The organism is Pseudomonas sp. BN414, assembly GCF_029871275.1.
In the GTDB taxonomy this organism is placed as follows: Bacteria; Pseudomonadota; Gammaproteobacteria; order Pseudomonadales; family Pseudomonadaceae; genus Metapseudomonas; species Metapseudomonas resinovorans_C.
The window spans coordinates 30,472-43,817 of sequence record NZ_SSOL01000076.1 but is presented as its reverse complement, the minus strand read 5'-3'; the positions used below and the strand labels follow the sequence as shown (position 1 = coordinate 43,817).

The 13,346-nt window shown below is 63.6% G+C and carries 10 protein-coding genes; 5 read left to right on the top strand and 5 right to left on the bottom strand.

What is annotated here, in order from left to right; all coding sequences use genetic code 11:
* Positions 1-98: 98 nt before the first annotated feature.
* The 3 genes from E8E95_RS24035 to E8E95_RS24025 form a co-directional block, all read right to left on the bottom strand.
* A complete protein-coding gene (locus E8E95_RS24035) occupies positions 99-1,400 on the bottom strand; it encodes an MFS transporter (protein WP_077527478.1) in 1,302 nt (433 codons plus the stop codon).
* Positions 1,401-1,714: 314 nt separating this feature from the next.
* Positions 1,715-3,055 (bottom strand): sigma-54 dependent transcriptional regulator, encoded by a 1,341-nt coding sequence (locus tag E8E95_RS24030; protein ID WP_280354441.1) that lies wholly within the window; start codon positions 3,053-3,055, stop codon positions 1,715-1,717.
* Positions 3,052-4,746 (bottom strand): ATP-binding protein, encoded by a 1,695-nt coding sequence (locus tag E8E95_RS24025; protein ID WP_280354776.1) that lies wholly within the window; start codon positions 4,744-4,746, stop codon positions 3,052-3,054. The genes E8E95_RS24030 and E8E95_RS24025 overlap by 4 nt, the downstream gene beginning before the upstream one ends.
* A gap of 178 nt (positions 4,747-4,924) precedes the next feature.
* Between E8E95_RS24025 and E8E95_RS24020 the strand changes: the two genes are divergently transcribed.
* Positions 4,925-5,803 carry an alpha/beta hydrolase gene (locus E8E95_RS24020; protein WP_280354439.1) on the top strand — a complete coding sequence of 293 codons (879 nt, stop codon included), beginning with the start codon at positions 4,925-4,927 and terminating at the stop codon, positions 5,801-5,803.
* A gap of 89 nt (positions 5,804-5,892) precedes the next feature.
* Here the strand turns inward: E8E95_RS24020 and E8E95_RS24015 are convergent, their stop codons facing one another.
* Positions 5,893-6,303, bottom strand: coding sequence for a DUF3301 domain-containing protein (locus tag E8E95_RS24015; RefSeq protein ID WP_280354438.1), 411 nt, complete (start codon positions 6,301-6,303; stop codon positions 5,893-5,895).
* Positions 6,304-6,350: 47 nt separating this feature from the next.
* Positions 6,351-7,886, bottom strand: coding sequence for a sensor domain-containing diguanylate cyclase (locus E8E95_RS24010; RefSeq protein WP_280354436.1), 1,536 nt, complete (start codon positions 7,884-7,886; stop codon positions 6,351-6,353).
* Between the two features lie 190 nt (positions 7,887-8,076).
* On the opposite strand from E8E95_RS24010, the gene E8E95_RS24005 reads away from it, so the two are divergent.
* The 4 genes from E8E95_RS24005 (at position 8,077) to E8E95_RS23990 (ending at position 12,175) form a co-directional block, all read left to right on the top strand.
* The gene (locus tag E8E95_RS24005) at positions 8,077-8,457 is read left to right on the top strand and encodes a DUF2946 domain-containing protein (protein ID WP_280354434.1); all 381 of its coding nucleotides are present in this window, start codon (positions 8,077-8,079) and stop codon (positions 8,455-8,457) included.
* 88 nt (positions 8,458-8,545) lie between these two features.
* Positions 8,546-9,919 (top strand): PepSY domain-containing protein, encoded by a 1,374-nt coding sequence (locus E8E95_RS24000; protein WP_280354433.1) that lies wholly within the window; start codon positions 8,546-8,548, stop codon positions 9,917-9,919.
* A gap of 100 nt (positions 9,920-10,019) precedes the next feature.
* Complete coding sequence (locus tag E8E95_RS23995; protein ID WP_280354432.1) at positions 10,020-10,490, top strand: copper chaperone PCu(A)C; 471 nt, start codon at positions 10,020-10,022, stop codon at positions 10,488-10,490.
* A gap of 284 nt (positions 10,491-10,774) precedes the next feature.
* A complete protein-coding gene (locus tag E8E95_RS23990; protein ID WP_280354431.1) occupies positions 10,775-12,175 on the top strand; it encodes a mannan-binding lectin in 1,401 nt (466 codons plus the stop codon).
* Positions 12,176-13,346: the final 1,171 nt, after the last annotated feature.

Genomic DNA, 13,346 nt, shown 5'->3' with positions numbered 1-13,346 from the left:
GCGATTGAAATCGCCCCTACAACGAACGCTCGCAGGCATTCCCCCCAGAAACGAAAACGGGCCCCGAAGGGCCCGTGTGATGTCGATCCTTGTCGGGATCAGTCCATCCGCGAGTGGGTGCGGGTGTCCTTCATGAACACGTACACCAGCAGCGAGCAGGCAATGCAGGCGGTGACGTACCAGTAGAAGCCGCTTTCCATGCCGATGCTCTTGAACCACAGCGCAATGTACTCGGCGGTACCACCGAAGATGGACACGGTCAGTGCATAGGGCAGGCCTACGCCCAGGGCGCGGATTTCGGTGGGGAAGAGTTCGGCTTTCACCACAGCGTTGATCGAGGTGTATCCGCTGACGATGATCAGCGCCGCCATGATCAGGAAGAATGCGCCCCACCAGGTTTCGATGGTGTGCAGCGTGCTGAGGATCGGGTAGGTGAACAGGGTGCCCAACACGCCGAAGGCGATCAGGATCGGACGACGGCCGATCTTGTCGGAGAGTCCGCCAACGATCGGCTGCAGCAGCATGAACAGGAACAGCGTGGCGGCGGAGATCATGGTCGAGTCGTCCTTGCTCATGCCCACGGTGTTCACCAGGTACTTCTGCATGTAGGTGGTGTACGTGTAGAAGGCCAGGGTGCCGCCCATGGTCAGTCCGACGACGGTCAGTACTTCCTTCGGATGGCGCATCAGCGTGCGCAGCAGGCTTTCCTTCGGCTTGTCCTTCTTCTTGGTGAAGGAGTCGGTCTCTTCCATGCCGCGACGCAGGAACATGGCGACTACCGCGCACAGGGCGCCGATGAAGAAGGGCACGCGCCAGCCCCAGCTCTCCAGCTGTTCGGTGGTCAGGGTCTGTTGGAGGATGATCAGCACCGCCAAGGCGATGAGCTGGCCGGAAATCAGCGTCACGTACTGGAAGCTGGAGAAGAAGCCGCGTTGCTCCTTGGTCGCCATCTCTGACAGGTAGGTGGCCGAGGTGCCGTATTCACCGCCCACCGAGAGGCCCTGCAGCAGGCGCGCGACCACCAGCAGGATCGGGGCGGCGACGCCGATGGTCTCGTAGCTGGGGGTCAGGGCGATGATCAGCGAGCCGAAGCACATCAGCAGCACCGAGGCCAACAGGGCAGCCTTGCGGCCTTTGCGGTCGGCGTAGATACCCATCAGCCAGCCGCCGATGGGGCGCATCAGGAAGCCCACGGCGAAGATCGCGGCAGTGTTGAGCAACTGGGCGGTCATGTCGCCCTGGGGGAAGAAGGCCTTGGCGAAGTACAGCGAGAAGGCCGCGTAGACGTACCAGTCGTACCACTCGACCAGGTTGCCGACCGAGCCACTGAAAATCGATTTGATGCGTTGCGATGTCGTGCGGGGTTCTGCAGAGGCAGCCAGGGTGCTGGAGTTATCCATCATCTTTCCTCGACGCGTAGTTGTTGTTGTGGAGGCGCTGCTCTATGGCGGCGCGCTTCGGGCACTGGGCACATAGCAGGAGCTGTGCCAGGGGAGGAAAGACCCGGAATAGAGGGGTTTCTACGCGGTGAGATGAGGATCATGCGCGGAATCCTGCCGATGCCGGAATGGCCATGAGCAAGATTCCGCCGATGGTGAGTTGCCTGTAGGGGCGAATTCATTCGCCAAGGACAGCGCAGCTGTCCCGGGATATTCCCTAGGGCGAACCTGCGGTCCGCTTGGCGATTGAAATCGCCCCTACAGTGAAGCGCGAGTCAGTCTTCCTCGCCGCGCAGGAACTCGCTGCGCGCCAGGCCGTGGCGGACCATCTTTTCGTTGAGCGTGCGACGTGGCAGTTGCAGGAGGGTCATCACCGCCTTGATATCGCCCTGGCTGCGCGCCAGAGCCTGGCGCAGGCATTGCGCCTCGTAGGCTTCCATCAACTCGGCAAGGGAAGGCTCGCCTTCCTTCCGTTCTGCCTGCCCTGTGGATAACCCCAGCACATGGCGTTCGGCGGCGTTGGACAGCTCACGCACGTTGCCTGGCCAGTCGTGCGCGAGCAGTTGTGCGAGTTCGGCCGGGGTCAGGATGGGTTGCGGCCGGCCCAGGCGTTCACTGGCCTGACGGGCGAAATGTTCGAAGAGCAGGGGAATGTCTTCGCGGCGCTCACGCAGTGCCGGAAGCTGCAATTCGGCCACATTGAGGCGGTACAACAGGTCCTCGCGGAAGCGCCCGGCACGGACCTCATCACGAAGGTCAGGCTTGGTGGCGGCGACCACGCGGATATCCACAGCGATGCTCTGGTTCGAGCCCAGGCGTTCCAGGCGTTGCTCCTGCAACACCCGCAGCAGCTTGACCTGCTGCGCCAGGGGCATGCTCTCGATCTCGTCGAGGAACAGCGTGCCGCCATGGGCATGCTCGATCTTGCCGATGCGCTTGCCCTGGGCGCCGGTGAAGGCGCCGCTCTCGTGGCCGAACAACTCGCTCTCGAACAGGTTTTCCGGGATGGCCGCGCAGTTCAGCGCCACGAAGGGTTTGCCGGCGCGCGGGCCGAAATCGTGCAGGCAGCGCGCAACCATTTCCTTGCCGGCGCCGGTATCGCCCCGCAGCAGGATATTCACCGGGGTGGCGGCTAGATCCAGCACCTGGCGACGCAACTTCACCATGGCGGGCGAAACGCCGAGCAGGCGCCCGTCGAGTTCGTCCTTGCGCTCGGCCTGAACCCGCAGGCGGCGGTTCTCCTGCACCAGCCGGCGCTTTTCCAGGGCTCGGCGCAGGCTCTCCAGCAGGCGCTCAGCGGTGAAGGGCTTCTCGATGAAGTCATAGGCGCCCAGGCGCATGGCCTCTACGGCCTGGGGAACGTCACCGTGGCCGGTGACCATCAGGAACGGCAGCTCGCGGTCCAGCGCCTGCACGGCCTGGAGCAGCGCCATGCCATCCATGCCGGGCATGCGCAGGTCGCTGATCACTACGCCGGGGAAATCCCGGTCCAGGCGTTTGAGGCAGTCCTCGGCACTGGATTCCACCCGTACTTCGAATCCGGAGAGTTCCAGCCACTCGCGCACGGCGTCGCGGATGGCCGCTTCGTCGTCGACGAAGATCACCTGGGCAGTCATGGCAATTCCTCTCTGGTTTTATCCACAGGCAGGCGCAAGCTGAACAGCGCGCCCTCGCCCTGGTTGGCGGCGGTCAGCGTGCCGCCCAGTTCGTGGACGATGGCGTAGGACACCGCCAGTCCAATTCCCAGTCCGGCACCCGCCGGCTTGGTGGTGAAGAAAGGGTCGAACACCCTGGGCAGGTCGTCCTCGCGAATACCGCCGCCATTGTCGACCACTTCGAGCAGCCAGTGGCCGTCGTCCCGCCGCAGGGTTATCCACAATTTTGGCTCTGGCTTTCCCGCCACGGCATCGAGGGCATTGCGCAACAGGTTGACCAGCACTTGTTCAAGGCGAATGGCATCGCCCGAGACCCAGGCCGGCACATTCAATTCCTGGCTGATCTGAACCTGGGCATCGCGCAGGTTGGGGGCCAGCAATTGCAGGGACTTATCCACAACGCTGCCCAGCTCCAGGCATTCGCGCAGACCTCCGGGTGTCTTGCGTGCGTAGGTCTTGAGGTGTCCGGTGAGGGCGGCCATGCGTTGCAGCAATTCATCGTGGCGACCCAATGCCTTGCGCGCCTGCTCCAGCTGGCCGTTGTCGAGCATCAGGCGCAGGCTCGCCAGGTGCATCTGCAAGGCGGTGAGCGGCTGGTTGATCTCGTGGGCCAGGGCTGTGGACATCTGCCCCAGTGCTGCCAGCTTGGCGGCCTGGATCAGACCATCCTGGGCGGTACGCAGGGCTGCCGTGCGTTGTTCAACCAACTGCTCCAGCTCTTCGCGGCTGCGCTGGCGGATGCGTGCCAGGCGCCAGCGCTGGTGCAGGAAGAGGGCCAGGAAGAACACCGCCAGCCAGGCACCGCCGGCAGCAAGGCTGGCCGCGCGTGCGCTGCTGGCGGCTTCCTGCGGCGTACGCAGCAGGTGCAGGGTCCAGCCTTCACTGGCCAGCGGCAAGGTTTCCCACAGGTAGTCGGCGGGGCCGTCGGGTCCTTCGACCCGGGCCAGCCGGCTGCCATTGCCGAAATCGACCCGCGTGTTGTGGATAAGTGGCGCCAGGGGTTGTTTGTCGTACTGGCGGGTGGCGGTCATCTCGGCGCGCCCCTCGGCCGAAATGGGCTGCAGCTCTCGGTAGCGCCAGCCTGCCTGGTTGGCGATGAACACCACGCCACGGGCGTCGCTGACCAGGATGATGTCCGAGCGCTGCCCCCATTCCTGTTCCAGTTCGGGAAATTCCAGCTTCACCACGATGGCGCCGATGAAGCTGTCCTCGGTGCCGCGCACGGCGCTGGCCAGGAAGTATCCGGGAATCCCGCTGGTCACGCCCACCGCATAGAAGCGGCCGCTGCCGAGGCGCCGGGCTTCGGCGAAGTAGGGGCGGAAGCCATAGTTGTGGCCGACGAAGCTGGTAGGCAGACGCCAGTTGCTGGCGGCCACCGCGAGGCCGTCGCGATCCAGCAATTCCAAGGTGGTGGAACCGGCGGCGCGATTCATCTGCTCCAGCTTGAGGTTGAGCCGGTGCTGGGCGTCGTTATCCACAGGGGCGGCCAGTGTTGCGCGCAGCTCAGGGTCCAGTGCCAGCACCGCGGGCAGGGCGCGGAAACGGTCGATCAGCGTGCGCAGGCTGCCGGCGTAGAGCGTCAGTTGCTCGCGGGCCTGCTCGCCTTCCGAGCGCAGCGCCTGGTGTTCCGCCTGGCGACCGGCCAGATGCATCGCCAGGAACAGGCCGGCGAGCAGCAGCAGGATCAGCAGGGCAATGCGCAGTTGGCGGGAAATCAAGGCGTGGCGTCCCCAGGTCAGAGGCGGCGACGATAGCACGGCAGGCCCTGGCCACTGCTCCTGGCGGACGTCTGCGGATACACTTCGCGCAGACAACTTCAAGGCACGTTCGATGCAATTGCTCCCCTGGTCCCACTCCACTTCCGCCGGATTCACCCTGCGCGGCTGGCAAACGCCCGCCTCCGGCAAACCGCTCCTGCATTTCCTCCATGGCAACGGTTTCTGCGGCCGTACCTACACGCCATTGCTGCAAGCACTGGCGGACGACTTCGACCTCTGGCTGTGTGATATCCAGGGCCATGGCGACAGCGACCACGGTGGCCGATTCCTAGGCTGGAACCGCAATGCCGAACTGGCGGTGGAAGCCTTCGAGGCCGGCCGCGGAGAGTACGGCGACGTGAAACGGGTGGCGTTGGGGCATAGCTTCGGCGGGGTGCTCAGCAGCCTGATCCTCGCCCGCCATCCGGAGCTGTTCAGTCGTGCGGTGCTGCTCGACCCGGTGATCTTCACGCCAGCGATGATCGGGGTGATGGCGTTTTCCGAAGTGCTCGGCCTGCACCGCCGCACCACCATGGCCAGCCGCGCGCGTGCCCGGCGCAACCACTGGGCCGACCGCGAGGCAGCGTGGAACGGCCTGCATGGCCGCGGCATCTTCAAGGGCTGGACTGAAGAGGCTCTGAACGGCTATGTGGATCACGCCATCAAGGCTGTGGATAACGGCGTCGAACTGAAGTGCCGACCCAGCCGCGAGGCGGAAATCTTCAGTTCCTTCCCCAAGCGCCTGTGGCCGTCGCTGGGACGCATCGTGACGCCGACCCTGATCCTTCACGGCCAGCACAGCTATCCCTTCGTGGCCAAGTCGGTGGCGCGCCTCACCGCTGTCAATGGCCACGTCAGCGCTCAGGTGGTGGAGGGCGGTCACTGCTTCATGCAGGAGTATCCCCAGGCCAGCGCAGAGCGCACGGCCGAGTTCCTGCTGCGCATGCCGTGACGGAACTCCGCGGGTGCGGCAGGTTGTTATCCACAGATTCAGCCGAACCATGAAAAACGGGCCCGAAGGCCCGTTGGATTGAGTGGCGGTCAGTCCACGCGGCGCTTCTCGTCCGGCTTCGGATGATTGCGTCGCCACTCGTTCATGTGGATAACCTTGTCGTCCTGCGCGATCTCGAGGTCGGAGCGGAACGGGTGGGCCTCCACATCGATGCGGCCGAGGTGATTGCCGAACATCTGGATGCTGCCGATCAGGCGTTGCTCACCGGTAACGGTGAATTCGAAGTCATAGATGCGCGCCAGACGCCGGTTGCCCTTGCCGTCGCGTACCAATGCCAGGCGGCGGAAGGCGACATTACCGTCCAGCAGCTCAACGTCAAGTCGAGCGCAGTGCTGTTTTGCCAGCACCAGCGCCCGCTCGCGCACACCATGACCGCGCCACAGCCAGGCTGCACCGGCGGTGAACAGTATCAGTAGGAAAACGTCAGCCAGGCTCAGCATGTGAACTCCAGAAACATAGGCCCAAGCTTAAACCATCCACAGTGGTTTCAGAGGGCCACTTCGATACGGTTTCTTCCCTGTTGCTTGGCGCGGTAGAGCGCCGCATCGGCTTCGCCCTGCAGGCGGTGCAGATTGTCGTTGGCGCCGACGCTGGCCACGCCGATGCTCACGCTGACGCGTATCGGTCCCTCGGGGCCGGCGATCTCCAGTTCCTGCAATGCCAGGCGCAAGCGTTCCAGCAGATGGCGCGCCGATTCGGCGCTGGTGTCCGGTAGCAGATAGATGAACTCCTCGCCGCCATAGCGGGCGAAAAGGTCAGTGCGTCGTGCCTGCAGCCGGCAAAGCTCGCTGAACTTCCGCAGGACCTCGTCCCCCGTCTGATGGCCGTATCGGTCGTTGATCTGCTTGAAGTGATCCAGGTCGAGCAGGGCCAGGCACATCGGCGAGCTCTGCCGTCGCGCACGCTGCAGTTCCTGTTCGGCGCGCTCTTCGAATGCCCGGCGATTGAGGGCGCCGGTCAGCGGATCGGTGGTGGCCAGGTGCAGCAATTGCCGCTCCAGCGCCTTGCGATGGCTGACGTCGCGAATCTCCACCAGGCGCTGCGGGGAGTCGTCGAGGGCGGCGATGGCCAGCTCCGCCGGGAAGCCGCTGCCGTCACCACGGCGTGCCTCGATATCGTGGGGGCGACCATCCGCCCGTTGCAGCAGATCAGCCAGCAGTGGCGCTTCGTTTTCGCCCACCAGCCGCGCCAGGGGTTGTCCGAGCAGCGCCTCACGGGGTTGGGCAAAGAGTTGCTCGAGCATCGGGTTGGCATCGCGGATGCGACCCTCTTCCACCACCACCATGCCCGCGTTGGCCACGCCCATCAGGCGCTCGAAACGGTGCGCGCTGGCTTCGGCCTGCTGGGCGTGGCGTTGGCTGTCCTGGAGGATGCGGCGCATGGTCATCAATGCCAGGCCCACCAGGGCGATGACCCAGAGCGGAATGCCGAAGTTGTACGGCAGCAGATAACTCACCGAACGGGTGACATCGGCGTGCACCACGCTCTGCAGCCAGTCATGAATGCCAATGGCCGCGCGCATCAGCGTCACCAGCGCATAACCCAGCAGGGTCACACCGACGAACAGTCGCACACTGCGCAGTGCCGGTTCGCGCCGCTCGGTCAGCAATACATGGCAGGCCTGCAAGGGCAGGGCGCCACCAATGGCCGCGTAGATGGCAACCATCAACTCGGTATTGATCGGGCTGTACCAGTACCAGCAGTTCACCACCGCCATCGCGCCGGCGCTGGCTGGCACCGTCCAATAGGGAGGCCGCAGGTCCAGGAAGCGGAACACGCCGAGCAGCAGAATCGCCTCGCCGGCCAGTTGGGTGGCGTTTCCGAGCACGTTGAGGACCGGGCTGCCACTGGCCATGAAGCCCATGAACAGCAGGATGCCGAGAATCAGGGTCCAGGCGCCGGCCATCCAGAATCCGGGTCCCCGATAGGGCCGGGAGAAATACCAGAGGGCGGTGCAGGCGACAGCGCTGGCGAGCATCAGGTTGAGCCCGAGCAGCATGGGGGAGAAGTACAGGGTTTCCATCGAGGCCCTCCCGGGCCTGGGATTCGACGCCCGGATTCTGGCACTGCCGAATTCAGCTGTCTTGCTGCCGAACGGCGAGAATTCCGGAATGTCCGGCCTGCGGCCATCTGTCCCAGCGGCTAGGCTTCATCCCAAGCAGGCGCTTGGCTAGCATATGCGCCTCCCGTTCGACCGGCATGGAACCCTCCCTGTGACCCACGGCAGAGCACGACATCGCGGCGCCTGGCTTGGCCTTCTGGCCATGCTGCTGGTGCTCGTCGGGCCGCTGGTGTCACAGGCACGGGACATGGGGCAGGGCGGGGTGCCGGTGTGGATGGACGAGCTGGCCTGCGCCACCGACCACAGCGCGCCCGGTCATGAACCGTCGATGCCCAGCCACGAGATGTCCTGGGCCAAGTGCGGATACTGCACCCTGCTGTTCAACTCTCCCGCCCTGACCCCGGCCAGCCTCCACGGGCTGGACCTTGCCGGGCTCGCCAGTCCGCATCCGGCCCTGGCGACCTTGAGCGGCCACGGCGGCCGGGCGATCTTCCCCGGCGCGCTGACCCGCGCTCCCCCCGCGCTTTCCTGATCCAGGCAAACCTTCTTTCTGCTGTGCATGGCCCGGCCCATACCGGCACCTGTGCGCGCAGGCCACTGGTTCATCAGGGAGCACGACAATGTCGAAAAACACTGTCTCCTTTTACAACCTGGCGTGGCGCTGGCATTTCTATGCCGGGCTGTTCGTCATCCCCTTCATGATCATGCTGGCGGTCACCGGCAGCATCTACCTGTTCAAACCGCAGCTGGACAACATGCTCTACAGCGACCTGATGCTGGTTCGCCCCAGCGGCCAGGCACTCACCGCCGACCAGCAGCTGGACAAGGTGCGCCTGGCTTATCCACAGGCCGCCGTCAGCCAGTACCTGCCGCCGGTCGATAACGAGCACAGCGCGCAGTTCGTGGTCAGCCTCGACGGGCGCAAGACCAACCTCTTCCTCGACCCCTACAGCGGCCAGGTGCTGGGCACCCAGGATGCGCAGAACAACCTCCAGGCCATCGCCCGCTCACTGCACGGGACCCTGCTGGCCGGTACTGTCGGCGACCGCCTGATCGAGCTGGCCGCTGGCTGGGCGATCGTACTGGTGGTCTCCGGGCTCTACCTCTGGTGGCCACGGGGACAGGGCATGCGCGGTGTGTTCTGGCCGCGGCTGGCCAATCGCGGGCGCCTGTTCTGGCGAGACCTGCATACGGTGACCGGTTTCTGGGGGTCGCTGCTGCTGCTGTTCATGCTGCTTACCGGCATGACCTGGACGGGCTTCTGGGGCGAGAAATTCGCCGACGTCTGGAACACCTTCCCGGCGGCCATGTGGAACAAGGTGCCCAAATCCGACCAGCAGGCCCGCAGCCTGAATACTGCCGAGGATCAGACCGTGGCCTGGGCGGTGGAGAACACGCCACTGCCGGCGTCCGATCCGCACGCCGCGCACAAGGGGCATGAGATGGCCAGCACGGCCGCCAGTGCCAATCAGGTTGGCCTGCAACAGGTGGTGGACACCGCCCGCGATCGCGGTGTGGTGCCGGGTTACAGCATCACGTTGCCGGCCGACGCCACCGGGGTGTACAGCATCGCGGTGTTCGCCGACGACCCGCGTAACGACGCCACCCTGCACCTGGACCAGTACAGCGGCAAGGTGCTGGCCGACATCCGTTGGCAGGACTACGGCGTTGTCGCCAAGAGCGTCGAAATGGGCGTGGTGCTGCATGAAGGCAAATTCTTCGGCCTCGCCAACCAGCTGATGATGTTCGGCGTCTGCCTGTTGATCCTGCTGAGTGCCGTGAGCGGCCTGGTGATGTGGTGGAAGCGCCGGCCGCAGGGCTCGCTCGGCGTTCCGCCGCTGCGCCATGACCTGCCATTGTGGAAAACCGCGGTGGTGATCATGATCGGCCTCGGCATCGCGCTCCCGCTGGTGGGCATGTCCCTCCTGGCGATCTGGGCGCTGGACTGGCTGGTGCTGTCGCGCATCGGTGGCAGCAAGGTGGTGGCCGGCTAACCGGCGATGCAGGCGCGGCGCTGTCGCCGCGTCCGCAATGGATAGCAATCGGCGCCCGCCGGGGGTGGGCGCCAGTCAATCGAATGAACGGAGTTTCAACATGCGCAAGACCTTGCTGGCCCTGGGGGCCCTGCTGAGTTTCTCTGGCTCCCTGGCCGCCCATGGCTACAACCTGGGTTCGCTGCATATCGAACATCCCTGGGCGCTGGCCGTACCCGCGGTATCGCCGAATGGCGCCGCCTACCTGGTTATCCACAACAAGGGCGCGGAGGCAGACAAATTGCTCGGCGCCGATACCGCCCGCGCAGGCAAGACCGAAATCCACGAGCACCTGCACAAGGACGGCCTGATGAAGATGCAGCAGGTGCCGAACGGCCTCGATATCCCTGCCGGGGGCGAAGTGCGCCTCGAACAGGGCGGCTACCACCTGATGATGTTCGGCCTGAAGCAGCCGCTGAACGATGGCGACAAGTTCCCTATGACCCTGCACTTCCAGAAGGCGGGCGACCTGGAAGTGGAAGTCCATGTGCAGAAGGAAGCGCCGGCCGGAAAAGGCGAGCACCAGCACTGATGCCTACTCGCGGGGCCGTCCGGCCCCGCGAACGTTCCTGCCAGGTTATCCACAGCTGCCGTTCGGCACCGTGGTTTGCCGGGCGGCGGTGGCTCTTCTAGCCTGAATCCATCGCAAGGAGCACCCGCCGGCAGGACGCCAGCCCCCGCGCAATGCGCGGCCTCGCATGAATCATCTGCCCCCCTGCTGTTTCCTGGCGATGCACTGCATCGGGCCCAGGCGCTGCGCATCGCGCCGCGTCAGGCTGGCCCGTGCCTGATGAGCCAAGACAAGGAGATGGAAAGATGAACACAGCAAGGACATTCCGTGTTGCCTGGTTCCTGTCGCTCGTCCTGTTTTGCGCAGGCCCGCTGCTGGTCGCCGGTTCGGCGCAGGCGGCGACTCCCGCGTGCAGCGCGAGCCAGGACTGGATCACCAACCCCGCCCCACCCAGCGAGATACCGGAAGGCAGCAATGCCGATTTCTGCGACTTCTACCAGTTCGCCTGGCAATGGTTCTTCCAGCTGGTCAGCCCGTCCCAGAGCGATCCGAGCCTGCGCAATTTCCAGGTCAACGCCAACTACCCGATCCTCCAGGCGACCGGCACCAATTCCTGTGATCCGGCCAAGCAGGCCGAAGTGATGTTCGTGCGCCGCGACAAGCCCATCGCCGCCGATACGCCCTTCCAGATTCCTGAACGCACTGGCCAGGCGGGTGGCGGAGATACCATCTTCGACCAGAACGGCAATGTGGTTTTCTACGAGATCCGCTTCAGCCAGAGCCTGTGCAATGTGGCGCAGATTCAGAGCGCGCCGAACTATCCGGCCGGTACCACCGAGTTGAAGAGCGCCTGGCGGATCATCACCGACGCCGACAAAGCGAATTACTTCTGGATTGAGGCGAACGTTGACGGAGTGCCCGGCAACGAGCTGCTGGGGTTGGTGGGCTTCCACATGGCCATCGCCACCGCGCTGCACCCGGAGTTCGTCTGGGCCACCTTCGAACACCGCAGCAATGTGCCCGAATGCAGCAATCCGGGCACCGCACCGGCTGGCGGGTGGTCGTTCACCAGCCCGACCTGCGCTGTGGATAACCCACCGTCGACCTGCAAGATGAACCTGGCCGCACCCAGTAGCAGCCTGACTGGCACACCCTCGGAAATCTGCCGGGTCTACCACGACGGCACCAACACCGCCGACCATGAAGCCGCCACCAACATCGCCGATATCGACAGCCTGAATACGCAGATCCAGGGCTTTCTCTCGGCACTGGGCAGCAACAATCCCATGAGCGTGTGGCAGAACTACATGAATGTAGGCGCCCTCTGGGAAAACGACGTTACCCAGCCGTCTTCCAACTTCTCCAACCAGCGCGGCTCCATGCGCCTGGCCAATTCGGTAATGGAAACCACCTTCCAGAACGTGGACCCGACACAACCCTTCATCTCCAACTGCTTCGGCTGCCACAACTTCAACGGCAGCGGCAGCAGCAACACCATTCCGTGGGCCAGTTTGAGCCACATCTTCGACGACGTGATGCAAGGCCAGTGCGCCACCCCGCAGGATGTGCAAGCCGGGCCGATCTGGAACAACAGCCAGGCCGCGCAGACCTGTCCACAGGTGTGCAACAGCAAGGGTGGCTGGAACGGCAATTGGAAGACCACCGAACCGGGGAGCATGTCGGTTTGCGGCTGCTGTGGGGGATAAGTCCCCAGCCGAGCGCTTGATCGTTTATTGATCAGATTCGTGCAGGCCGCGTCAATCGTGGGATGCGCCATGGGCCGCACAGCTTATCCACAGACGGCTGCACAGATATTGTGAGCAGCCGTCTGTGTAAGTCATTGAAATTGCGCGAAAAATGCTCAGTTTGTGAAAAGCTGTGCCGTGTCTGGCTTACAGCCATCCATAGACACCTTATGCACAGGACCATCCACGCGATTTGGGTACAAGCGTGGACAACCATTCGCGGGGTTGTGGGTTACTTGCTCTCAGTATCGATGGATAAGCCGTGGCGTTGCCCCGAAGGCGGTGCTGATCAGGAATTGATCAGACAGCTGGAGGCCCCGATGTGCCTGGCTTTTAGCGATACCTGAACAGCTTATCCACAAAGACTCGCACAGATAATGTGTGCAACGCCGTGCGTAACTGATTGAAATAGAACGAAAAATGCTCAGTGGCGTGGAAGCCGCGATATGCCTGCATCCTGGAGGGCGAACTACAGCTTATCCACAGATGAGTCCACGGGATTTGGGTAAAAGTAACGCGCTCCTGTGAACAGATCTTTGGAGTTCAGGCATCGGGGATGATTTGCCGGCCAAACCATCTGCGCGTGGGCCGTTTTCGCGAATGAATTCGTTCCTACAGGGGAGCACCGTTGATCCCTTATTCACAGCTCTGCCTCGCTGGCTTGGGGCTGTTCAGAAGTTGATCAAGTTTCTCGAGGCCGCACCAGCCTTGACTCGTGGCGTTGTCCTCACAAGATATCCACAGATGGCTACACAGATATTGTGCGCAATGGTGGAGTTATCCCTATGATTCTGCTCGAAAAATACCCAGGCAGTGGAAACCCGCGCGGCGCTTGGCCCCTGTACGTTCATCGACAACTTATTCACAGGGGCATCCACCGGAATTGGGGGGAAAGGCTCTGGAATGCGCCTTCCACTACAGAAGGCGCACAGACGCAGTGGCTGCTTCACCAAGGCACGAAAGCCTGGTCAGAAGATGATCAAACGCAGAAAAGGCACGGCTGGCGCGGGATTGCGCGGTATCCAAACAGCTTATCCACAAGCTGTTACACAGTATCTGTGCGCAGTATCCAGGCAAGTAATTGAAAACGCTCAGAAAATAACCTGATCACGGTGAAGCGCGCGTGGTGCGG

Bases quoted from the DNA above. Each gene is read 5' to 3' on its own strand.
- E8E95_RS24020 (WP_280354439.1), top strand. From the start codon at position 4,925: ATGCAATTGCTCCCCTGGTCCCACTCCACTTCCGCCGGATTCACCCTG.
- E8E95_RS24035 (WP_077527478.1), bottom strand. From the start codon at position 1,400: ATGGATAACTCCAGCACCCTGGCTGCCTCTGCAGAACCCCGCACGACA.
- E8E95_RS24015 (WP_280354438.1), bottom strand. From the start codon at position 6,303: ATGCTGAGCCTGGCTGACGTTTTCCTACTGATACTGTTCACCGCCGGT.
- E8E95_RS24030 (WP_280354441.1), bottom strand. From the start codon at position 3,055: ATGACTGCCCAGGTGATCTTCGTCGACGACGAAGCGGCCATCCGCGAC.
- E8E95_RS24000 (WP_280354433.1), top strand. From the start codon at position 8,546: ATGTCGAAAAACACTGTCTCCTTTTACAACCTGGCGTGGCGCTGGCAT.
- E8E95_RS24025 (WP_280354776.1), bottom strand. From the start codon at position 4,746: ATGCATCTGGCCGGTCGCCAGGCGGAACACCAGGCGCTGCGCTCGGAA.
- E8E95_RS23995 (WP_280354432.1), top strand. From the start codon at position 10,020: ATGCGCAAGACCTTGCTGGCCCTGGGGGCCCTGCTGAGTTTCTCTGGC.
- E8E95_RS23990 (WP_280354431.1), top strand. From the start codon at position 10,775: ATGAACACAGCAAGGACATTCCGTGTTGCCTGGTTCCTGTCGCTCGTC.
- E8E95_RS24010 (WP_280354436.1), bottom strand. From the start codon at position 7,886: ATGGAAACCCTGTACTTCTCCCCCATGCTGCTCGGGCTCAACCTGATG.